14 protein-coding genes are annotated in these 23,626 nt (G+C 61.9%); 10 read left to right on the top strand and 4 right to left on the bottom strand.

What is annotated here, in order from left to right; genetic code table 11:
• Window positions 1–25 precede the first annotated feature (25 nt).
• Window positions 26–2,974 (bottom strand): bifunctional [glutamate--ammonia ligase]-adenylyl-L-tyrosine phosphorylase/[glutamate--ammonia-ligase] adenylyltransferase, encoded by a 2,949-nt coding sequence (gene glnE / locus AC0T4W_RS18565; protein WP_476321495.1) that lies wholly within the window; start codon window positions 2,972–2,974, stop codon window positions 26–28.
• A 266-nt stretch (window positions 2,975–3,240) separates the two neighbouring features.
• On the opposite strand from glnE, the gene aceE reads away from it, so the two are divergent.
• A complete protein-coding gene (aceE, locus tag AC0T4W_RS18570; protein WP_476321497.1) occupies window positions 3,241–5,886 on the top strand; it encodes a pyruvate dehydrogenase (acetyl-transferring), homodimeric type in 2,646 nt (881 codons plus the stop codon).
• Between the two features lie 11 nt (window positions 5,887–5,897).
• The gene (gene aceF, locus AC0T4W_RS18575) at window positions 5,898–7,559 is read left to right on the top strand and encodes a dihydrolipoyllysine-residue acetyltransferase (protein ID WP_476321499.1); all 1,662 of its coding nucleotides are present in this window, start codon (window positions 5,898–5,900) and stop codon (window positions 7,557–7,559) included.
• A 97-nt stretch (window positions 7,560–7,656) separates the two neighbouring features.
• Here aceF and AC0T4W_RS18580 read toward each other — a convergent pair whose 3' ends face one another.
• Complete coding sequence (locus AC0T4W_RS18580; RefSeq protein WP_476321501.1) at window positions 7,657–8,133, bottom strand: hypothetical protein; 477 nt, start codon at window positions 8,131–8,133, stop codon at window positions 7,657–7,659.
• 131 nt (window positions 8,134–8,264) lie between these two features.
• Between AC0T4W_RS18580 and AC0T4W_RS18585 the strand changes: the two genes are divergently transcribed.
• The 3 genes from AC0T4W_RS18585 to AC0T4W_RS18595 all read left to right on the top strand — a co-directional run bounded on the left by AC0T4W_RS18585 (window position 8,265) and on the right by AC0T4W_RS18595 (window position 11,831).
• The gene (locus tag AC0T4W_RS18585) at window positions 8,265–10,907 is read left to right on the top strand and encodes a sensor domain-containing protein (RefSeq protein WP_476321503.1); all 2,643 of its coding nucleotides are present in this window, start codon (window positions 8,265–8,267) and stop codon (window positions 10,905–10,907) included.
• A 61-nt stretch (window positions 10,908–10,968) separates the two neighbouring features.
• Entirely contained in the window at window positions 10,969–11,616 is a 648-nt protein-coding gene (gene msrA / locus AC0T4W_RS18590; protein ID WP_476321505.1) for a peptide-methionine (S)-S-oxide reductase MsrA, read from the top strand.
• A 17-nt stretch (window positions 11,617–11,633) separates the two neighbouring features.
• The gene (locus AC0T4W_RS18595; RefSeq protein ID WP_476321507.1) at window positions 11,634–11,831 is read left to right on the top strand and encodes a putative motility protein; all 198 of its coding nucleotides are present in this window, start codon (window positions 11,634–11,636) and stop codon (window positions 11,829–11,831) included.
• 127 nt (window positions 11,832–11,958) lie between these two features.
• Here AC0T4W_RS18595 and AC0T4W_RS18600 read toward each other — a convergent pair whose 3' ends face one another.
• Window positions 11,959–12,807 carry a 23S rRNA (adenine(2030)-N(6))-methyltransferase RlmJ gene (locus tag AC0T4W_RS18600; protein ID WP_476321509.1) on the bottom strand — a complete coding sequence of 283 codons (849 nt, stop codon included), beginning with the start codon at window positions 12,805–12,807 and terminating at the stop codon, window positions 11,959–11,961.
• A gap of 115 nt (window positions 12,808–12,922) precedes the next feature.
• On the opposite strand from AC0T4W_RS18600, the gene AC0T4W_RS18605 reads away from it, so the two are divergent.
• The 5 genes from AC0T4W_RS18605 (at window position 12,923) to selO (ending at window position 22,800) form a co-directional block, all read left to right on the top strand.
• The gene (locus tag AC0T4W_RS18605; protein WP_476321511.1) at window positions 12,923–13,966 is read left to right on the top strand and encodes an NAD(P)H-dependent flavin oxidoreductase; all 1,044 of its coding nucleotides are present in this window, start codon (window positions 12,923–12,925) and stop codon (window positions 13,964–13,966) included.
• Between the two features lie 82 nt (window positions 13,967–14,048).
• Complete coding sequence (locus AC0T4W_RS18610) at window positions 14,049–15,881, top strand: acyl-CoA dehydrogenase (protein WP_476321513.1); 1,833 nt, start codon at window positions 14,049–14,051, stop codon at window positions 15,879–15,881.
• Window positions 15,882–16,089: 208 nt separating this feature from the next.
• Window positions 16,090–17,835: a potassium/proton antiporter gene (locus tag AC0T4W_RS18615; protein ID WP_476321515.1), complete on the top strand. Its 1,746-nt coding sequence runs from the start codon at window positions 16,090–16,092 to the stop codon at window positions 17,833–17,835.
• A gap of 33 nt (window positions 17,836–17,868) precedes the next feature.
• A complete protein-coding gene (gene mscK / locus AC0T4W_RS18620; RefSeq protein ID WP_476321517.1) occupies window positions 17,869–21,243 on the top strand; it encodes a mechanosensitive channel MscK in 3,375 nt (1,124 codons plus the stop codon).
• A gap of 96 nt (window positions 21,244–21,339) precedes the next feature.
• Window positions 21,340–22,800, top strand: a complete 1,461-nt coding sequence (selO, locus tag AC0T4W_RS18625) for a protein adenylyltransferase SelO (RefSeq protein WP_476321519.1) — start codon at window positions 21,340–21,342, stop codon at window positions 22,798–22,800.
• Between the two features lie 88 nt (window positions 22,801–22,888).
• Here the strand turns inward: selO and AC0T4W_RS18630 are convergent, their stop codons facing one another.
• Window positions 22,889–23,584, bottom strand: a complete 696-nt coding sequence (locus AC0T4W_RS18630; protein ID WP_476321521.1) for an aspartate/glutamate racemase family protein — start codon at window positions 23,582–23,584, stop codon at window positions 22,889–22,891.
• Window positions 23,585–23,626 lie beyond the last annotated feature (42 nt).

Here is a 23,626-nt window from a genome sequence, read left to right on the forward strand (position 1 = left end):
ATCCTTATAGTCAGCTCAGCTTGCTTCAGCTCAAACCCAGTTCCTGCCAGATGCGCATCACCGTACGCCGCTCATCGGCAAACTGCTCACCGCTGACCACCCCTGGCTGCTTTTGCAGAGCCTGGCGGTGCGCCACCGAGCGGTAGGCCTTGTAGATGTCCTGCAGCAAGCGGGCATCTTCACCCGGCAGCAAGCCGACCCGTTCCAGCCCTTCCAGAATGCGAATATTGTCTGTGAACTCAAGCAATTCCGGGTACTGGCGCGACCAGGCAAGGGCCGCGTATTGCACCATAAATTCAATATCGACGATACCACCGGCGTCCTGCTTGAGGTCGAACAGTGCGGCGGCCTCGAAGGCATTCGCTGCGGTGCCAGCCGCCGTGGCCTTGCTGCCGAGGTTGTCGCGCATCTTCGCGCGCATCTCGCTGACTTCACTGCGCAGCGTGGCCAGATCGCGCTCACGGCCCAACACGCCGGCGCGCACAGCCTCGAAGGCCTTGCCGACCCGCGCACAGCCGACCAGCACCCGCGCCCGCACCAACGCCTGATGCTCCCAGGTCCAGGCCTCGCCCTGCTGATAGCGCTCGAAGGCGCCCAGTGAGCTGACTAACAACCCTGCCGCACCGGACGGGCGCAGGCGCATATCCACTTCGTAAAGCTGACCGGAGTTGGTTTGGGCGGTCAGCAGATGAATGACGCGCTGGCCTAAACGATTGAAGAACTGCGCGCCGTCGATGGATTTTGCTCCATCGGTCTCCGCATTCGGGTCGCCGTCGTGGATAAACACCAGGTCGAGATCTGAACCATGGCCCAGCTCGATGCCGCCGACCTTGCCGTAGCCGACAATCACAAAATCCGGATCGCAGATGCTGCCGTCGGCGCGGCGTGGCGCGCCGTATTTGCTCACCGTATGGCGCCAGGCCAGGGCTAGCACTTGGTCGAGAATCGCCTCGGCCAGCCAGGTCAGATAGTCCGATACGTTCATCAACGGCAGGGTGCCGGCAATTTCCGAGGCGGCTACACGCAGTCGGTGCGCCAGCTTGAAGTGGCGCAGCGCCTCCATCTGCTGCTCCAGATCCTCTTCGGGAATACGCATCAGCCGTTCACGTAGCTCGGCAGCCAGCTCGGGGGCCAGCGGCGGTTTGAACAGCCGCCCTTCATTAAGTAACTCATCGAGCAGCAGCGGGAAGCGGGTGATCTGCTCGGCAATCCACGGGCTGGCCCCACACAGGGTGAGCAGGCGCTGCAGCGCGCTGGGATTTTCCGTGAGTAGCACCAGGTAGGCCGAACGCCGGGCCACGGCTTCGATCAGCGGCAGTACGCGCTCCAGCACCAGATCCGGATTTTCATGCTCCACCGCCTGCGCCAGCAGGCGCGGGATAAAGGCATCCAGACGCTCGCGACCGAGACGCTGCATGGCGCGCACCTGATTGCCGTTGCGCAGCCCAGCCAGACGCTGCCAGGCCGATTGCGGCGCGGCAAAGCCGGCCTCGGCCAACTGCCGGCACGCGGCCTCTTCGTCCTGCACATCCTCCCAGAGCGGCAACCACTCGCAGCCCACGGCCTCTTCAACCGGCTCGCCGCCTTCCTCTTCATCAGGGTCGGCGATCACCTGGCGGAAGTGCCAGTCAACCCGCCCACGCCAGTGCATCAGTCGGTCATGGAAGGCCTGCCAGCTGTCGAAGCCCATAATAAAGGCCACACGCGCGCGGCCCTGATCGTTGTCCGGGAGCATCTGCGTCTGCCGGTCATCAATGGCCTGCAGCGCATGCTCGGCGTAACGCAAAAAGGCATAGCCGTCGCGCAATTCATCGGTCACCGCCGCCGGCAAGTAACCCTGATCACGCAGGGTATTGAGTACCGCAAACAGCGAGCGCTGCTGCAGGCTGAGGTCGCGTCCGCCGTGAATCAGCTGGAAAGCCTGGGCGATAAACTCCACCTCGCGGATGCCGCCAGAACCCAGCTTGATATTCTCGGCCATGCCCTTGCGCCGCACCTCCTGCTGAATCAGCTGCTTCATCCCACGCAGCGCTTCAATGGCCGAGAAATCCAGATAACGCCGGTAGACGAACGGCCGCAGCATCTCCAGCAGCTGCGCACCGGCGACCTGATCGCCGCCAACCACCCGCGCCTTGATCATCGCGTAGCGTTCCCAATCGCGCCCTTGATCCTGGTAGTACTGCTCGAGCGCATTGAAGCTGAACACCAGCGAACCGGAAGAGCCGTAAGGGCGCAGGCGCATATCGGTGCGGAAGACGAAGCCGTCGACGGTGATCATGTCCAGCGCCTTGATCAACTTCTGGCCGAGGCGGATAAAGAATTCCTGATTATCCAGCGGGCGCTTCACCCCTTCGGTTTCGCCGCCTTCGGGGTAACCGAAGATCAGGTCGATGTCCGACGACAGGTTCAGCTCATGGGCGCCCAACTTGCCCATACCCAGCACCACCATATGCTGCGCCTGGCCACTGAGCCGACCAATGGGCGTACCGAACTGCGTGCAATGGCCTGGATAAAGCCACTGATAGGCCAGGTCGATACAGGCATCGGCGAGCTCGGACAGGTCGCGACAGGTTTCGATCAGGTCGGCCTGGCGACTGATATCGCGCCAGATGATGCGCAGCTGCTGGCGGTTGCGAAAACGCCGCAAGCGACGCCCCAGCTCATCGTCATCGGCGCACTTCTCCAGCGCCTGGGCCAATTGGCCACGCAGTTCGCCTGCCACCAGGCTGCGCTCCAGTTCACCGCTGGCGGCCAGATCGAGCAGCATCTGCGGGTCGCGCAGGCTTTGCTGCACCACGAAATCACTGGCGGCGCCCACCCGCTGCAACGTCTCAAGTCGCGCGCTCGGCCAGCTCGCGAAAGCCGCAGCCGCCTCGCTGGGGAGACTGGCAAATACGTGCAGCAGGGACTGCTCGGCACGCAGTGCAAGGGGTGACAAGGCAGCAGGCAAAGAGGCCAGCGCGGGCAGGCTCATGGTCTATCCTTTTTAGCGATCTGTCAGTGCAGCGATCATGGATGGCACCGCCCACTCTGTAGCGGGTCGAATCACTGGCAGAAAAATAATTGTAGTTTTACTACCAAAGATTGTATCCAAAAGGCTGAAATCGGCGCCAGAATGTAGTAAAACTACACGCGGCCGGTCCTACCCCCGGTCAATCCAAGAATTCACGCGGCCACTCACGAAGTCGGCCACGAACCCTGGCCTCCGATTCTGGAAGCCTTTGAGCCCTGGAGCAAGCCATGCAAGACCTCGATCCCGTCGAAACCCAGGAATGGCTGGACGCCCTTGAGTCCGTCCTCGATAACGAGGGTGAAGACCGCGCACATTACCTGATGACCCGTATGGGCGAGCTGGCCACCCGCAGTGGCTCACAGCTGCCGTATGCGATCACCACGCCCTACCGCAACACCATCCCGCTGACCCACGAAGCACGCATGCCTGGCGACCTGTTTATGGAACGCCGCATTCGCTCGCTGGTGCGCTGGAATGCGTTGGCCATGGTGATGCGCACCAACCTGAAAGATTCGGACCTGGGTGGCCACATCTCCAGCTTCGCGTCCTCGGCGACCCTGTATGACATCGGCTTCAACTACTTCTTCCAGGCGCCTACCGAAGAGCACGGCGGCGATCTGATCTTCTTCCAGGGCCACGCCTCCCCCGGCGTTTACGCCCGTGCCTTTATGGAAGGCCGCATCACCGAAGAGCAGATGAACAACTTCCGCCAGGAAGTCGATGGCCAAGGCCTGTCGTCCTACCCTCACCCCTGGCTGATGCCAGACTTCTGGCAGTTCCCGACCGTATCCATGGGTCTGGGCCCGATTCAGGCGATCTACCAGGCGCGCTTTATGAAGTACCTGGAAGCGCGCGGCTTTATCCCGGCCGGCAAGCAGAAGGTCTGGTGCTTTATGGGCGACGGCGAGTGCGACGAGCCGGAATCCCTCGGCGCGATCTCCCTGGCGGGCCGCGAGAAACTGGACAACCTAATCTTCGTCATCAACTGCAACCTGCAGCGCCTCGACGGCCCAGTGCGCGGCAACGGCAAGATCATCCAGGAACTCGAAGGCGTGTTCCGTGGCGGTGGCTGGAACGTCAACAAGGTCGTGTGGGGCCGCTTCTGGGACCCGCTGCTGGCCAAGGACGTCGACGGCATCCTGCAGCGTCGTATGGACGAAGTCATCGACGGCGAGTACCAGAATTACAAGGCTAAGGACGGCGCGTTCGTCCGTGAGCACTTCTTCAACTCGCCGGAACTCAAGGCGATGGTCGCCGACCTGTCCGATGACGAGATCTGGAAGCTCAACCGTGGCGGTCACGACCCGTACAAGATGTATGCGGCCTACCACCAGGCGGTCAACCACAAGGATCAGCCGACTGTGATCCTGGCCAAAACCGTCAAGGGTTATGGCACCGGCGCCGGTGAAGCGAAGAACACCGCGCACAACACCAAGAAGGTCGATGTCGACAGCCTCAAGCAGTTCCGCGACCGTTTCGACATTCCGGTCAAAGACGACGAGCTGGAAAACCTGCCGTTCATCAAGCCAGAAGAAGGCAGCGCCGAAGCCCGTTACCTGAGCGAGCGCCGCGCAGCCCTCGGTGGTTTCGTACCGCAGCGTCGGGCCAAGAGCTTCAGCATCCCAACGCCGCCGCTGGACACCCTCAAGGCCATCCTCGACGGCTCGGGCGACCGTGAAATCTCCACCACCATGGCCTTCGTGCGCATCCTCGCGCAGCTGGTCAAGGACAAGGACATCGGCTCGCGCATCGTCCCGATCATCCCGGACGAAGCCCGCACCTTCGGCATGGAAGGCATGTTCCGTCAGCTCGGTATCTACTCCTCGGTCGGCCAGCTGTATGAGCCGGTGGATAAAGACCAAGTGATGTTCTACCGCGAGGACAAGAAGGGCCAGATCCTCGAAGAAGGCATCAACGAAGCCGGCGCCATGAGCTCCTTCATCGCCGCCGGCACCTCGTACTCCAGCCACAACCAGCCGATGCTGCCGTTCTACATCTTCTATTCGATGTTCGGTTTCCAGCGTATTGGCGACCTGGCCTGGGCCGCTGGCGACAGCCGCACCCGAGGCTTTTTGATCGGCGGCACCGCCGGGCGTACCACGCTGAACGGCGAAGGCCTGCAACACGAGGACGGCCACAGCCACCTGCTGGCAGCGACCATCCCCAACTGCCGCACCTATGATCCGACCTACGGCTACGAGCTGGCGGTGATCATTCAGGACGGCATGAAGAAGATGACCGAGCAGCAACAGGACGTCTTCTACTACATCACCGTGATGAACGAGTCCTACCAGCAGCCGTCCATGCCGGCCGGTATCGAGGAAGGCATCATCAAGGGCATGTACTTGCTCGAAGAGGACAAGAAGGAAGCCGCGCACCACGTGCAGCTCCTCGGGTCCGGCACCATCCTGCGCGAAGTGCGCGAAGCAGCGAAGATCCTGCGTGACGAGTTCAACGTCGCGGCAGACGTCTGGAGCGTGACCAGCTTCAACGAACTGCGCCGTGACGGCCTGGCCGTGGAGCGCAGCAACCGCCTGCACCCGGGCCAGAAGCCCAAGCAGACCTACGTGGAAGAGTGCCTGAGCGGCCGTAAAGGTCCAGTCATCGCCTCCACCGACTATATGAAGCTGTTCGCCGAACAAATTCGTCAGTGGGTCCCGAGCAAAGAGTTCAAGGTGCTCGGCACTGACGGTTTCGGCCGCAGTGACAGCCGTAAGAAGCTGCGTCACTTTTTCGAAGTAGACCGCAACTGGGTCGTGCTGGCTGCGCTCGAAGCGCTGGCTGACCGAGGTGATATCGAGCCGAAAGTGGTGGCCGAAGCCATCGTCCGGTTCGGCATCGACCCGGACAAACGCAACCCACTGGACTGCTAAGGAGACGCACTGTGAGCGAATTAATCCGCGTACCCGACATCGGTGGTGGTGAGGGTGAAGTCATCGAACTGATGGTGAAGGTCGGTGATCGTATCGAAGCCGACCAGAGCATCCTGACGCTCGAATCGGACAAGGCCAGCATGGAAGTACCGGCCCCCAAGGCTGGCGTGATCAAGAGCCTGAAAGTGAAGCTGGGCGACCGCCTGAAAGAAGGCGACGACATGCTCGAACTGGAAGTCGAAGTCGACAGCGCCGCCGCTCCGGCGCCTGCAGCCGCACCGACTGAAGCGCCAAAAGCCGCTGCAGCGCCTGCGCCGGCTGCTGAACCTGCTGCGCCCGCCGCTACGGCCACCAGCAGCGTGCAGGACGTGCATGTGCCGGATATCGGCTCGGACGGCAAAGCCAAGGTCATCGAAATCCTGATCAAGGTCGGCGACACGGTCGACGTCGACCAGTCGCTGATCACCCTGGAGTCGGACAAGGCCAGCATGGAAATTCCCTCGCCGGCTGCCGGCGTGGTGGAAAGCATCAGCGTCAAACTGGAGGACGAAGTCGGCACCGGCGACTTTATCCTCAAGCTGAAAGTCGCAGGCACAGCAGCTCCGGCCGCTACGGCCCCAACTGCGGCAGCTGCACCTGCAAGTGATGTACACAAGGTGCCAGCCGGCGCGCATCCGGCGGTCGCCGCTGAAGTCAGCGCGATTGCCTCACTGGCTGCAGCAGCCGCCAGCGTTACCGCAGCACCCAAGCGTGATGGCGCCAAAGTGCACGCTGGCCCGGCCGTGCGCCTGTTGGCGCGTGAGTTGGGTGTTGAGCTGTCAGCCTTAGTAGGCACCGGGCCGAAAGGCCGCGTGCTCAAGGAGGACGTGCAGGCGTACGTCAAAGCGATGATGCAGAAGGCCAAGGAAGCACCGGCTGCCGGCGCAACCGGCGGCGCCGGTATCCCACCGATCCCGGTGGTGGACTTCAGCAAATTTGGTGAAATCGAAGAAGTGGCGATGACCCGCCTGATGCAGGTCGGCGCCAACAACCTGCATCGCAGCTGGCTAAACGTGCCACACGTGACCCAGTTCGATTCGGCCGATATCACCGAGCTGGAAGCCTTCCGCGTCGCGCAGAAAGCCGTGGCGGAAAAAGCCGGGGTCAAACTCACCGTGCTGCCGCTGCTGCTCAAGGCCTGCGCCTTCCTGCTCAAGGAACTGCCGGACTTCAACAGCTCGCTCGCGCCGAGCGGCAAGGCGATCATCCGCAAGAAGTACGTGCACATCGGTTTTGCCGTGGACACCCCGGATGGCCTGCTAGTACCGGTAATCAAAAACGTCGACCAGAAAAGCCTGCTACAGCTGGCTGCCGAAGCCGCCGCGCTGGCGGAAAAAGCGCGCAGCAAAAAGCTGTCGGCTGATGACATGCAGGGCGCCTGCTTCACCATCTCCAGCCTCGGCCACATTGGCGGCACCGGCTTTACGCCGATCGTCAACGCGCCGGAAGTGGCGATTCTCGGTGTGAGCAAGGCCACCATCCAGCCGGTCTGGGATGGCAAAGCCTTCCAGCCCAAGCTGATGCTGCCGCTGTCGCTGTCCTACGACCACCGGGTGATCAATGGCGCCGCTGCGGCGCGCTTCACCAAACGCCTGGGTGACGTACTGGCGGACATCCGCACCATGCTGCTGTAACGCAACAACTTTCGAGCAGCCACGCTCGTACCCTCAACCCCGCCCCTTCAGGCGGGGTTTTTAGCTTTACAGCAGCGGCAAAAAATGAGGACGGCGATCAGCCTTTTTGCAGATTACGAATCAGAAAGCTCAGGGCCTTGGCCAGTTCGGCGGTGCCCTTGTGATCGCGCATGATGGTCAGCATTGGGCTGCCGTCGCTGGGGTTGTGCAGCACGCAGCTGATACCGCTGGTCGGGCACTCGTAACGCACGAAGGGGTCGACACCAAACAGCGGTACGCGCTGGTTACGCACGGCAATATCAGTGCCCTGCTGGCCACGGGTTTCTTCACGCAGCAACAGCTCGCCGGACTCGCCCTGACGCAGCTGATACAGCAGATCCTGACGCTGCGCCTGACCGACCTGATAGGCGGCGCGCAGGGCGTAGGTTTTAAGCAGATCATTGCAATGTGCCAACAGCGCCTGGCGGTCGTTTTGGGTCAGATAAAGGCGCTTGAGTTCGAGCAGATAATTGCCTTGCTCGGCACTGCTCAACCCCGTGTCCGGCTCAGCGGCGAATACCGTTGAGGTGGCCATACAGCTGCTCAGCAGCACTGCGGATATTAGTTCTCTTGTCAGTCGCAATTGCATGATGCACCCTTACCCGACGCTATAAATGAAGTGAGTCGTTTGCCGCTTCAATCAGCATACTGGAAGCCAGCCACTGAATGAAAAGCCATCCCGATGCCGCGAGTCGTTTAGCGGCCGAGGTTGTGACGCAGTTGCCAGTGCCATCGCGCCTTGGCTTGTTGCGTTTCGAGCGCTTGAATGAAGCCAGCTGGGCGCTGCTGTACCTCGACGCAGGCTGCGAACAACAGTTTGGCTTGCCGGCTCACGAACTCTGCTCCCTACTCGATGCGCCCTACGCCAGCCTGATGGAGCCTGCGGTTCGCCACCAACTGCACGACAGCATTGCGCAACAGCTGACTGACCGGCGGCACTACAGCGTGCAGTATCGCCTGCACACCCCGCGCGGCAGCCTGACCCTGATGGAAGTGGGCGAAGCCTTCAAGCAACGCGGACGGCATCTACTGCGCGGCTACCTGCTGGTATTGGACGAGCAGAGCGCCCCTTCGCCACAGACCCTGGAATTTTATGAGCGTAGCCAGGCCGAGCTGCTGGCGCAGCAGCAACGCACACAAGCCCAGCAACAGTTGATCGTCACCCTCGCGCGCCACCATTACGGCGACAGCGATCCCCTGCGTGAAGCCGCCGAGTTGATCAGCAAAAGTGCCTGCGAACTGTATGGCGTCAGCCGTGCCGGCATCTGGAACCTCAATCAACATATGCTGCAATCGGTGGTCCTGTACCAACAGGACCAGGGCCGTCATATCGACCAAGCCGACATTGACGCCAGCCCCTACCCCGCCTACTTACAGGCACTGCACAGCGGCCGCGCCCTGGATGCGCATGATGTGCATCAGGACCCACGCACACGCGAGCTTAGCGATAGTTATTTACGGCCCATGGGCATCACCGCGATGCTCGATGCGGGCATTCGTATCGACGGCGAGGTGGTGGGCGTAGTGTGTATGGAGCACATTGGCCCTGCACGCACCTGGCAACCGGATGAAATTGCTTTTGCCGGCGAACTAGCAGACCAGTACGCCCAAGTGCTGACCAACCAGCAACGCCGCACCGCGACCAATGCCTTGTACCTGTTCCAGCGCGCCGTCGAGCAGAGCTCCAGCGCCTTTATCCTGCTCGACCGTGATGGCCTGGTGGAGTACGTCAATCCGAGCTTTACCGCCATCACCCTGTACAGCGCCAGCGAAGTTCAGGGCCGCCGCCTGTCAGAAATCCCCGCCTTAGAGAACCTCAGCGATCTGCTGTTCGACGCCCGTTCCAGCCTGGCCAAACACAACAGCTGGCAGGGTGAATTCAAGAGCCGCCGCAAGAACCTCGACCCCTACTGGGGGCAACTGTCACTGTCCAAGGTATATGCCGACGATGGCAGCCTGACTCACTACATCGGCATCTACGAAGACGTTACCGCGAGCAAGCAGGCGCAGCAGCATATCGAGCGCCTGGCCTTTCGTGACAACCTCACTGGGCTGGGTAACCGTTACGCCTTTATCCGTTCGCTGGAGCGCCACTTCAGCGAACACCCCGGTAAGCCGATCAGCCTGCTGCTGGTGGATATCGACAACTTCAAGCGGATCAACGACAGCCTCGGCCATCAGACCGGCGACAAACTGCTGGTCAGCCTGGCGCGCCGTTTGCGAAACACCTTGCCCCCCAGCAGCGTGCTGGCGCGCTTTGCCAGCAACGAATTCGCCGTGCTCCTTGAGGCCAACCAGGCCGACAGCCAACTGGTGGCGCAGAAGCTGCTGCACACCCTGGACAAACCCCTATTCGTCGACAACCAACTGATCAGCGTCACCGGCTCCATTGGTCTGGGCTACGCGCCCGAGCACGGTAACGATCCGCAGACCCTAATGAAGCACACCGGCCTGGCCCTGCACAAAGCCAAGGCCAACGGCAAAAATCAGCTGCAGGTATTTACCGACGCGCTCAATGCCGAGGCGCACTACAAGCTATTCGTCGAGAGTAACCTGCGCCGCGCGCTGATGCAGAACGAGCTGGAAGTCTTCTACCAGCCCAAGCTGTGCCTGAAGAGCGGCCGGCTGATGGGCCTGGAAGCATTGCTGCGCTGGCACCACCCGGAAAAGGGCATGATCAACCCGGATAAATTTATCAGCGTGGCGGAAGAGACCGGACTGATCATCCCCATCGGCAAGTGGGTCACGCGCCAGGCCTGCCGCATGAGCAAGCAACTGATCGCGATTGGCTACAAGCCGCTGCAGATGGCCATCAACCTCTCACCCAAACAATTTTCCGACCCGGACCTGGTTGGCGAGATCGCCGCCATCCTGCATGAGGAGCAGCTCGACCCAGCCCTGCTTGAGCTTGAGCTCACGGAAAGCCTGCTGCTGGAAGCCACCGACGACACCCGCCAGCAGCTCAGCCGCCTGAAAAGCCTGGGCCTGACCCTGGCCATGGACGACTTCGGCACCGGTTATTCTTCACTCAGCTACCTGAAGAAATTCCCCATCGACGTGATCAAGATCGATCGCAGCTTTATCAAGGACATCCCGGATAACCAGGACGACATGGAAATCACCTCCGCAGTGATCGCCATGGCGCACAACCTGAAACTCAAGGTGGTGGCTGAAGGCATCGAGACAGCCGCGCAGCTCAACTTTCTCCGGCGCCAGCAATGCGACATCGGCCAGGGCTACCTATTCGACAAACCCATCGCCAGCCGCGACCTGCTGGAAAGCCTTAAACGCTATCCAAACCGAGGCTAGCTGTAACAAGCTTGTCCTTTGACGGTCTATGACACACATGCTTCTGCTGAGGAAATGGCTCATGGTTCTGCGTTCACAAATTCTCGCCCACAAACTCGAACTGCCCAGCGCCGAGCAAGCCCTGCCCGGTCGTACCGAAGCCATGGCGGTGCCCGCCGCGCACTTCGTTAATGGCAATGCACTGCAGGGGCCATTTCCTGCAGGCCTGGAGCAGGCGGTATTTGCCATGGGCTGTTTCTGGGGCGCCGAGCGGCGCTTCTGGCAGCAACCGGGTGTATGGAGCACGGCGGTCGGCTATGCCGGCGGCCACACGCCAAATCCGACCTATGACGAAACCTGCTCGGGCCTGACCGGCCACACCGAAGTGGTACTGGTCATATTCGACCCGCAAGTCACCAGCTACGCCGCGCTGCTGAAAGTATTCTGGGAGGCGCACAACCCGACCCAGGGCATGCGCCAGGGTAACGACACGGGCAGCCAGTACCGTTCAGCGATCTACTGCTACGGCGCTGAACAGCTGGCGGCAGCAAAGAGCACGCAGGCGCAGTTCCAGGCCGAATTGAGCAAAGCCGGTTTCGGCGCCATCACCACCGAAGTGCGTGAGGCGCCGCCGTTCTACTACGCTGAGGCCTATCACCAGCAGTACCTGGCAAAAAATCCTGGCGGCTATTGCGGCTTGGGTGGAACAGGAACCTGCCTACCGGGCTGATATAGAGGAATAGCACGATGGAACTCAGCAGCCTGACCAATCAGGTGTCCACCCAGGCAGCGGCACAGGCCTCTGCCCTGGCCTCACTGCTGTTGCTGCGCAAGACCTTGGAGCTACAGGCTGCCAGCATCGGCAGCCTGGTGCAGGCAGCCACACCAGCCAGCACACCGAGCAATCCGCCTAATCTGGGCAATAGTGTCGACGTGGTGGTTTAGCCCGTCACATTGACCCTAGAAGTGCTCGCCTAGCGTGCATCGCCAACCCGTTCGACCCGCGTGAGACGCTGGAGTACCTTAATCCGCGCCAGCAGCTCACTTACTTCGTTGAGCCTACGCAGGGCCGCTAGCTGCCGCTGCTTTCCTCAATCAACCAATCCATACGCCAGCCGCCCTGGCTCTGCCCAAGCAGTTGAGCGAGCCAGGGCAGGATCTGCTTGAGTTCGTCTTCCAGGCCCCATGGCGGGTTGCTGATCACTAGGCCGGAGCCGTTCAGCCGCGCGGCTTCATCGGTGGGGTGCACATAGAGTTCGATGCGCAGCAGCTTGGGTGCCTTGCTCTTTTGCAGGTCGCTGTAGAAGCGCCGCAGCTGACGCAGGTCCTTGATCGGGTACCAGATCGCCACCACCGCCTGGCGCATGCGGCCGATGGCTTCGCTTAGAGACTCGGCGCAACGCTCCATTTCATCGACCTGCTCGAACGGCGGGTCGATCAGCAGCAGCGCGCGCTTCTCGCGGGTCGGCAACAAGGCGCGCGGCACATACCAGCCTTCACCCAGGTGCACCGCGACGCGGCGGTCGCCGCGCATATTTTCCTTGAGCAGGCGGCCATCTTCCGGGTGTTTCTCGTTCAGGTGCAGGCGGTCCTGCTCGCGGGTCAGCAGGCGCGCCAGCTCCGGTGAGCCGGGGTAATGGCGCAGCTCGCCATCGGGGTTCATCGCGCGGACCACTTCCAGATAATCCAATAGCGGGTCCGGCACATCAGTGGCCTGCCATAGCCGCGCGATGCCTTCCAACCACTCGCCGGTGCGGCTGGCCTGGTCGCCGCGCAGGTCATACAGGCCAATACCGGCATGGCTGTCGAGGTAGGCGAACGGCGCTTCCTTACGTGACAGCAGGGCGATCAGGCGACTGAGGACGTAGTGTTTCAGCACATCGGCATGGTTGCCGGCATGGAAGGCGTGGCGGTAGTTCATCGGGGCGGGCTCCTGTGGCCGGGCAGTTTAACAGGGCCGCAGGATGACGGCATTTGCCATGCGCCAGATGGATAAGTACGGTGGCCGTTGATTCGTCTGGCAAAGGAGAGCCGACATGCAACTGCAAGACCTATTGGGCATTGAGCTACCGCTAATTCAGGCGCCGATGGCCGGCGTGCAGCTGCATGGCTTGGCCGCTGCCGTATCGAATGCCGGCGCGCTGGGTTCGCTGCCCTGCGCCATGCTCGACGCCGCCGGTTTGCGTAAGGAGCTGCAGGCGCTAAGCGAAAAAACCAGCAAACCCTACAACCTGAACTTCTTTTGCCACACCCCGCCAAGAGTCGACAGCACGCGCGAAGCCGCCTGGCGCGAGACCCTAAGCCCTTACTACGCCGAGTTGGGCATCGACCCAGCGACTATCGCCAGTGGCCCCGGCCGTCTGCCGTTCAGTGCCGAAATGGCCGATCTGCTCGATGAGTTTCGCCCTGCGGTGGTGAGTTTCCACTTTGGCCTGCCGTCGGCCGAGCTGCTGGAACGGGTCAAGGCCTGCGGGGCCAAGGTGCTGAGTTCGGCGACCACGGTCGAGGAAGCGCTGTGGCTGCAAGCCAACGGCGCCGATGCGATTATCGCCCAGGGCCTGGAAGCCGGCGGCCATCGCGGCATGTTCCTCACCGATGAACTAAGCAGCCAGCTCGGCACCTTCGCCCTGCTGCCGCAGATCGTCCAGGCGGTGCAGCTGCCGGTTATCGCCGCCGGCGGCATTGCCGACGCGCAAGGCGTACGCGCGGCCATGGCCCTCGGCGCGGCTGGGGTGCAGATCGGCACCGCCTACCTGTGCTGCGATGAGGCCAGCACCAGCGCCATCCACCGCGCCGCTCTGCACAGTCCGGCTGCGCAGCACACCGCCCTGACCAATCTGTTTAGCGGCCGTCCGGCACGCGGCATCGTCAACCGAGTGATGCGTGAGTTGGGGCCAATAAGCTCGCTGGCACCCACTTTCCCCCTGGCAACGGCGGCCATTGCGCCGCTACGGGCCAAAGCGGAAAGCCAGGGCAGCGGCGACTTCTCACCGCTGTGGGCCGGGCAAAATGTCAGTGGTTGCAAGAGCATCGGCGCCGCCGAGCTCACAGTCGAACTGGCCCGTGGCTTTGCTAGCTAAGCCTCTATCACGCTTATTGATAGTGCTGGGAGCAGCACGCGCGGCTGCTTAGACTCGGCCCATCGCAACTGGAGGTATACCCATGTCCGAGTCCCTGCTCAGTTCCCGCAACCTGGCCTTCGAGCTGTATGAAGTGCTGGACGCCGAAGGCCTGACCCAGCGCGAGCGTTTCGCCGAGCACAGCCGCGAAACCTTTGATGCGGCCATCGACACCGCCCGCAGCATCGCGCAAAACCTGTTCGCCCCGCATAACCGCAAGAACGACGAACATGAGCCGGAGTATGTCGACGGAGCGGCGGTGCTGATCCCCGAGGTCAAACCGGCGGTGGACGCCTTCCTCGAAGCGGGCTTTCTCAATGCCACCCGCGAGTTCGAGGTTGGTGGTATGCAGCTGCCCAACCTGCTGTCGCAGGCCTGCTTTGCGCACTTCCAATCGGCCAACGCGGCGACCACCTCCTATCCGTTCCTGACCATGGGTGCGGCCAATCTGATCGAGACCTTCGGCAGCGATGAGCAGAAGCAACGCTTCCTGCAGCCGATGATCGATGGACGTTTTTTCGGCACCATGGCGCTGACCGAGCCCCATGCCGGTTCCTCGCTGTCGGACATTCGCACCAAAGCCGAGCCTCGCGCCGACGGTACTTACCGGGTTAAGGGCAACAAAATCTTTATCTCCGGCGGCGACCATCCATTGAGCGAAAACATCGTGCATATGGTGCTGGCCAAACTGCCGGATGCCCCGCCGGGCGTTAAAGGCATCAGCCTGTTTATCGTGCCGAAGTTCCTGGTCAACGACGACGGCAGCCTGGGCAAGCGCAACGACGTAGTGCTGGCCGGGCTGTTCCACAAGATGGGCTGGCGCGGCACCACTTCCACTGCACTTAACTTTGGTGATAACGCGGGGGGCGATAACGACGGCTGCGTCGGCTATCTGGTGGGCAAGCCGCACCATGGTCTGGCCTATATGTTCCAGATGATGAACGAGGCGCGCATCGGTGTCGGCATGGGCGCGGTGATGCTCGGCTACGCCGGCTACCTGTACTCGCTGGACTACGCGCGCCAACGCCCGCAAGGCCGCCTGCCCGATGGCAAGGACCCGACCTCCGGCCAGGTGGCAATCATCGAGCACGCCGATGTGCGGCGCATGCTGCTGACCCAGAAAGCCTATGTGGAAGGTGCCTTCGACCTCGGCCTGTACGCGGCGCGGCTGTTCGACGACACCCTGACGCTGGAAACTGAAGAGAAGCGCCGTATCGCCCTGGAGCTGCTCGACCTGCTCACGCCGATCGTCAAATCCTGGCCCTCGGAGTTCTGCCTCAAGGCCAATGAGCTGGCCATTCAGATTCTCGGCGGCCACGGCTACACCCGCGATTACCCGGTGGAGCAGTACTACCGGGACAACCGTCTCAACCCGATCCACGAAGGCACCCACGGCATCCAGTCCCTCGACCTGCTCGGGCGCAAGGTGTCGATGAATGGCGGCGCGGCGCTCAAACAGTTGCTCAAGCTGATCCACGGCACCTGCCAGCGCGCCGAAGCCCATACCTCGTTGACCGCCCTGCGTCAGCCGCTGGAGCATCTGCTGGCACGCCTGCAAACGGTAACCCTGGTACTACTGGGCGATTTGATGAGCGGCAAGGTCAACGAAGGCCTGGCCAACTCGGCGCTGTACCTCAAGGTATTCGGCCATACCGTGATCGGCTGGCGCTGGCTGGAACAGGCGATCCGCGCCGAAGAAGGCCTGGCACGCCTCAATAACAGCAAGGGCGATGCCAGCGATGTCGACTTCTACCAGGGCAAGCTGCAGGCCGCGCGCTATTTCCTGACCTGGGAAGTGCCGAGCTGCCACCACGACCTGGCCATCCTCGAAGCCCGCGACGATACATGCCTGAGCATGCAGGACGCCTGGTTCTAAGAAGCTCAAAGCTGACAACGACGTAGCCCGGATGTAATCCGGGAGCAGTTTGTGCGGCCACCCCCGGATTTCATCCGGGCTACGCAAATGCTGACGCCCCGCTGAACACGGGGCGTTTTTTTTGAGCGTTGCTCGAAGGCAGCGGTTAGAATCTCTGGCACGCGCCATGCATAGTGGCACGTTAACCAACCCGCACGGAGTACGCGCCTTGGATGCCAGCACCATCAACAATCTGTTTTTGATCGGTGGTGTTCTGGTGGCAATGAGCATCCTGGTCAGCGCGTTTGGTTCGCGCTTCGGCATCCCCATTCTGGTGATCTTTCTTGGCGTCGGCATGCTCGCCGGCACCGACGGCCCTGGCGGCATCGTCTTCAATAACTACCCATTGGCCTACCTGGTCGGCAACCTGGCGCTGGCCATCATCCTGCTCGATGGCGGCATGCGTACGCGGGTATCGAGCTTTCGCGTGGCCTTGTGGCCGTCGCTCTCACTGGCCACCGTCGGCGTATTGATTACTGCCGGCCTGACGGGCGTAGCGGCGGCCTGGCTATTCGACCTGACCTGGATGGAAGGCCTGCTGATCGGTGCCATCGTCGGCTCCACCGATGCCGCCGCAGTATTCAGCCTGCTCGGCGGGCGCGGCCTTAACGAACGGGTCAGCGCCACCCTGGAGATCGAGTCCGGCAGTAACGACCCGATGGCGGTGTTCCTTACCGTCACTCTGATCGCCATGCTCGCCAGCGGCCAGGACGGCATAAGCTGGAACCTGCTGCTGCAGCTGCTGCAACAGTTCGGCATCGGCGCGCTGTTCGGCCTCGGTGGCGGCTGGCTGCTGCTCAACCTGATCAACCGCATGGAACTGGCCAATGGCCTGTATCCGCTGCTGGTGGTCAGCGGCGGCCTGATCATCTTCGCCATCACCACCGCCGTCGGCGGCAGCGGCATTCTGTCGATCTACCTGTGCGGCCTGCTGCTGGGCAACCGGCCGATCCGCTCGCGCCACGGCATCCTGCATATGCTTGACGGCCTAACCTGGCTGGCGCAGATCGGCATGTTCCTGGTTCTCGGCTTGCTGATCACCCCGCATGAGCTGCTGCCAATTGCCTTGCCGGCCTTGGGCCTGGCGCTGTGGATGATCCTGTTCGCCCGGCCGCTGTCGATTTTCATCGGCCTGCTGCCCTTCAGGGCGTTCCATGACCGTGAGCGCGCCTTTATCGCCTGGGTGGGCTTGCGCGGCGCGGTGCCGATCATTCTTGCGGTGTTCCCGCTGATGGCGGGCCTGCCGAATGCTCAGCTGTTCTTCAATGTGGCCTTCTTTATTGTCCTGGTCTCACTGCTGCTGCAAGGCACCAGCCTGCCCTGGGCGGCCAAACTGCTACGCGTCACCGTACCGCCGGAGCCGGCGCCCGTGTCGCGCGCCGGCCTGGACGTTCACCCGACCAGCCAGTGGGAGCTGTTTATGTACCGCCTGGGGGCGGAAAAGTGGTGCATCGGCGCGCCCCTGCGCGAGCTGAAAATGCCCGAAGGCACGCGCATCGCCGCACTATTCCGGGGCAAGGAGCTACTGCACCCCTCCGGCAGCACCACCCTGAATGCCGGTGACCTGCTCTGCGTGGTCGGCCATGAGCAGGACCTGCCGGCCCTCGGCAAACTGTTCAGCCAGGCGCCAACACGCGGTCAGGACCTGCGCTTCTTTGGTGACTTCGTGCTCGAAGGCGATGCCGAACTGGCGGCCGTGGCAGCGCTCTACGGCCTGCAGCTGGATGAGCACGATGGCCAACAGCCCCTGGGGCGCTTTATTGCCCATGAGATTGGCGGCGAACCGGTGATCGGGGACCAGGTGGAATGGCAAGGCCTGACCTGGACGGTGGCGGCCATGGAAGGGAACAAGATCCGCAAGGTCGGCGTCAGATTCCCCGAAGGGAGTCGCCCAGGACCTGGGCTCTTCCTCTAAACTCAGCTTCTTTTCGAGCCAATGATCGTCACTATGCCCTCTCTTCGCACTTATCTTGTCGTCGCCCTGCTCGGGCTGTGCCTAAGCGCCCCATTGCTGCATGCCGCCGAGCCACCGAGCCGCGCTGACGTACAAAGCAGCCTGGATAATCTGGCCGAGCGCAAATTGCCGGAAGCCGACCAGCTGGCGGCCAAGCAGACCCTGGAGAAAACCCTGGCGCTGCTGGACGAGAAAGCCGACAACGAGAAACGCCTGAGCGACCTTGAGAAGCAGCTGCAGCAAGCCCCACGACTGATTGGCGAGGCACAGCGCGATTACGAGCGGCTGAAAAACAGCACACCTACCCAGGTCAGCCTGCGCTATGGCAAAAGTACGCTGCCGCAGCTCGAACAACTGCTGGCTGACCGTAACGCACAGCTCAACGAGTGGCAGAAGCAAATCATCGACGCCAACAGTCTGGTGATCACCGCGCAGACCCGCCCGGAACGCGCGCAGGCAGAAATCAGCAGCAACCAAACCCGCAGCCAGAAAATTAACAGCATCCTGAAAAGCGGCCGTGAAACCAACAAACCGCTGAGCAGCGAGCGCCGCGACCAACTGAATGCCGAACTGGCCAAGCTGGATGCGCAAACCCAGCTGCGCCGTCAGGAGCTGGCCGGTAACAACCTGCTGCAGGACCTGGGCAACAGCCGCCAAAGCCTACTGGATGAGCGCATTAAACGCCTCGAAAAGGAGCTGCTCGACCTGCAGAACCTGATCAACGAAAAACGTCGCAACCTGTCCGAACAAACCCTCGCCGAACAAGCTCGCGAAGCTGAAAAAGCCGGCACCGACAACCTGCTGGCGCAGGAAAGCACGCTCAACCTGAAGCTATCCGACTATCTGCTGCGCACCACCGACCGGCTCAATGAGCTGACCCGCCTGAACCTGCAAACCAAGCAGCAACTCGACAGCCTGAACCAGAGCGATCAGGCCCTGGAGGAGCAGATCAGCGTGCTGCAGGGCAGCCTGCTGCTTTCGCGCATCCTTTATAAGCAGCAGCAGGCCCTGCCAACGCTGAAAATCGACAGTAGCCTGCCTGACCAGATCGCCGACCTGCGCCTGTACCAGTTCGAACTCAACCAGCAACGTGAAGCCATCAACAACCCCAGCGTGTATGTCGACACCCTGCTTCGAACCAAGGCCGACCAGCCCAATGACCAGGGCCTGCGCACCGACCTGCTGGCAATCATCGACACCCGCCGCGAGCTGATCGACCGCCTCAATAGTGAGCTGAACGCCCTACTTAACGAGTCGATCACCCTGCAACTGAGTCAGAAACAGCTGAAAACCACTGCCGAAAACCTGCGCGCCACCCTCGACGAGCAGATGTTCTGGATCCCCAGCAACAAACCGCTGGACCTGGAGTGGTTCAAATCCGTACCGCGCTTGCTGGAACGACAGATAGCCGAACTGCCCTGGGGCTCCAACCTGCGTCAACTGGGCGCCGGCCTAACCGAGCGACCGCTGCTGTTCCTGCCGTTGCTGCTATTGATCGCCGTACTGCTGTGGCGGCGCAGCTACCTGTATCGCAAGCTCGCTGAGCTGCATAAGGACATTGGCCACTTCAAACGTGACAGCCAGCTACACACACCCATGGCGATCATGCTCAACGTCCTGCTGGCACTGCCCGGTACGCTGTTCCTGGCGCTGTGCGGTTTTGCCCTGCAAATGGACGCCCGCGGGCAGAACGTCAACCTAGGCGAGGCGCTGTTCCAGATGGCCCAAGCCTGGCTGGTGTTCTACACCCTGTATCGCATCCTGGCTGACGGCGGCGTGGCCGAGCTGCACTTCCGCTGGGGTCGCCCACAGGTGGCCTTTCTGCATCGCCAGGTACGCCGTCTAGGCTTGGTGGTCATGGCCCTGGTGACCGTGGTGACGATTGCCAGGCATCAGCCGGCTAGCCTAGGTGATGATGTGATAGGCCTGGCCGTGGTGCTGACCTGCTACGCGCTGATGGTCTGGCTGCTGCACAAGCTGCTGCTTACCGGCCCCGCGCGCGAACATGCCTCGGCCTTCCGCATGCTGATCGGCATAGCCCTGAGCCTGCTGCCATTAGCGCTGATTGTCGCGGTCGGCCTCGGCTACTACTACACCGCACTGAAACTCAGTGACCGCCTGATCAACACCCTCTACCTGCTGGTGATCTGGCTGATTATCGAGGCCACCTTCGTCCGTGGTTTGGGCGTAGCGGCACGTCGCCTGGCCTACCAGCGCGCCACAGCCAAACGCCAAGCGCAGAGCAAGGAGCATGGCGAAGGCACGGAGATCGTGGTTGAAGAGCCGACCCTAGACATCGAGCAGGTCAACCAGCAATCGCTGCGACTGATTCGCCTGGCCCTGCTCGGCATCTTTATCGCCGGCCTGTACTGGGTGTGGGCGGACCTGATCTCGGTATTCGCCTACCTCGACAATATCGCCCTGTACGAATACAGCAGCGGCACCGGTGATGCCGCCACCCTGGTGCCGATCAGCCTCAGCGACGTGCTCGGTGCGCTGGTCATCGTTGGCGTCACCATAGCGCTGGGGCGCAACCTACCCGGCCTGCTGGAAGTATTGGTGCTCTCCAGGCTAAAGCTGGCCCAGGGCAGCGCGTATGCCACCACCACGCTGCTGTCTTATCTGATCGTGGCCATCGGCTTTGTCACCACCCTATCGACCCTCGGCGTTAGTTGGGACAAGCTGCAGTGGCTGGTCGCCGCGCTGTCGGTGGGGCTGGGCTTCGGCTTGCAGGAGATCTTCGCCAACTTTATCTCCGGCCTGATCATCCTTTTCGAGCGCCCGGTACGCATTGGCGACGTGGTGACCATCGGCAACCTGTCCGGTACGGTCAGCAAGATCCGTATCCGCGCCACCACCATCACCGATTTCGACCGCAAAGAAATCATCGTGCCAAACAAGACCTTCGTCACCGATCAACTGATCAACTGGTCACTCAACGACACCGTAACCCGGGTGATCATCAAGATCGGTGTGGCCTACGAGACCGATCTGCCTCTGGCGCGCAAGCTCATGCTGCAGGCCGCCACGGAAAACCCACGGGTGCTGCGCGACCCCGAACCGCTGCTGTTCTTCCTGACCATCAGCGCCAGCACCTTCGACTACGAACTGCGCTTCCACGTGCGCGAATTGGTCGACCGCAACGCCTCCACCGATGAGATTCTCACCCGCATCGCCCTGAGCTTCCGCGAGCACAACGTCGAGATGGCCTTCAACCAGGTCGAGGTCATGGTGAAGAACCTGCAGGGTCTGGAGCTCAACCTGGGCACGGGCGAAACCACCCAAAGCAAGCAGCCCAGTACCGAACAGGACCCCATCACGCCAACCACACCTGCCCTGCCCACAGAGCCCACGCCCGACCCTCAGTAAATATCGGGCCTGGCGCTCGCACAGCGCGCAAAACAGGGCCACCGACCACCCGCCGCCGAGCCATGGCTCGGCGGCGCCATTGCCTGGAGCCCCGCCTTGAAGTCGTTAACCGAGCTGACTTTCAACAATCGCTTCGCCCGCCTCGGCGATGCTTTTTCGACTGAGGTACTGCCCGAACCGATTGCCGAGCCACGCCTGATCGTCGCCAGCACCGCCGCCATGGCGTTGCTCGACCTCGACCCAAGTGAGGCCGACAGCGAGGTGTTCGCGCAGATCTTTGCCGGGCACAAGCTGTGGAGCGAGGCCGAGCCGCGCGCCATGGTCTATTCCGGGCATCAGTTTGGCGGTTACAACCCGCGCCTGGGCGATGGCCGTGGCCTGCTGCTGGGTGAGGTGGTCAACAACGCCGGCGAGTATTGGGATCTGCACCTGAAAGGCGCCGGGCAAACACCCTACTCGCGCATGGGCGACGGCCGCGCCGTACTGCGCTCATCAATCCGCGAGTTTCTCGCCAGCGAACACCTACACGCCCTCGGCATCCCCAGCTCGCGAGCGCTGTGCGTCACCGGCTCCAGCACCCCGGTGTGGCGCGAAAAACAAGAGACCGCCGCCATGGTCCTGCGTCTGGCGCCCAGTCATGTGCGCTTCGGCCACTTCGAATACTTCTATTACACCCAACAACATGAGTTGCTTAAGCAGTTGGCCGAGCATGTGCTGCATTCGCATTACGCCGACTGCCTGCAGCAGGCGCAGCCCTACCTGGCGATGTTCCGCGAGATTATCGAGCGCAATGCGGCGATGATCGCCTATTGGCAGGCCTACGGTTTCTGCCATGGGGTGATGAACACCGACAATATGTCGATCCTCGGCATCACCTTCGATTACGGCCCCTACGCCTTTCTCGATGATTTCGACGCCCAGCACATCTGCAACCATTCCGATGACACGGGCCGCTACAGCTTCAGCAATCAGGTACCGATTGCCCAGTGGAACCTCGCCGCCCTCGGGCAGGCCCTGGTGCCGCTGGTTGATGTAGAAGCGCTGCGCGAAACCCTTGGTCTGTTTCTGCCGCTGTACCAAGCGCATTACCTCGATCTGATGCGCAAACGCCTGGGCCTACTCAGCGCCGATGAGGGCGACGAAGCCCTGGTGCAACGCCTGCTGCAACTGATGCAGAGCAGCTCGGTGGACTACACTCTTTTCTTCCGCGAACTCGGCGACAGCCCGGCGGCGCAAGCGGTGGCACGCCTGCGTGATGACTTTACCGATCTGGCCGGCTTCGACGCCTGGACCGCTGATTACCTGGCGCGCAGCGCCCAGGATGGCGACGACCAAGCGCAACGGCGCACGCGCATGCACGCCGCCAACCCCAAATACATTTTGCGTAACTACCTGGCCCAGCAAGTAATCGCCGCCGCCGAACAGGGCGACTACGCCCCCGTGCGCGAGCTGAATCAGGTGCTGTCGCGGCCCTTCGACGAACAACCCGGCTTCGAACGCTACGCCCAACGGCCACCGGAATGGGGCAAGCACCTGGAAATCAGCTGCTCGTCGTAGGTTGGGTTGAGCTTGCGAAGTCCAACAGGGAGCGCGTAGCGCTCCGCCCGGTTATCGTTGGGCTTCGTCGCAGGTTCCTCAACCCAACCTACCCCCCCAACATCCACTCCAACCCCATGGCCACATGCAGCTCGGCGCTGTCGAGTAACGGCAGCGGCGCGTCCAGGCTCTCAAGCAGCAAACCGATCTCCGTACAGCCAAGAATCGCCACCTCGGCGCCTTGATCTTGCAGCGCGCGTAAACAGTCCAGATAGAACGCCCGCGCCGGCAGCAGAAATTGGCCCTGGCATAGCTCGGCAAAGATCACCCGGTCGATTTCCGTCATCTGCGCAGCATTCGGGGTAATCACCTCGATGGCAAAACGCTCGGCCAGGCGCTGGCGATAGAAATCCTCCTGCATGGTAAAGCGCGTGCCGAGCAGGGCCGCGCGGCGCACGCCCTGACGTTGCAGGGCTTGGCCAACTGCATCGCCGATATGCAGCAGGGGAATCTGCACCGCCGCCTCAATGGCCGGCGCCACCTTGTGCATGGTGTTGGTGGCCAGTAGCAAGGCTGTAGCTCCCGCCCGCTCAAGCCCCTGAGCCGCCTGCGCCAGCACCTGCCCAGCTGCCAGCCAATCACCCTGCTGCTGCAGCGCGGCGATTTCGGCAAAGTCCACTGAATGCAGCAGCAAGGGCGCCGAATGCAAACCACCCAGTTGTTCGCGCACACCCTGGTTGAGTAAACGGTAATAGCTGGCCGTGGACTCCCAGCTCATGCCACCCAGAATGCCTAGCTGCCGCATATAACCTCCCGCTCACCAAAGCTTTGAGCCTAATCGGCCAGC

It is taken from the genome of Pseudomonas sp. C7.1 (assembly GCF_056312395.1).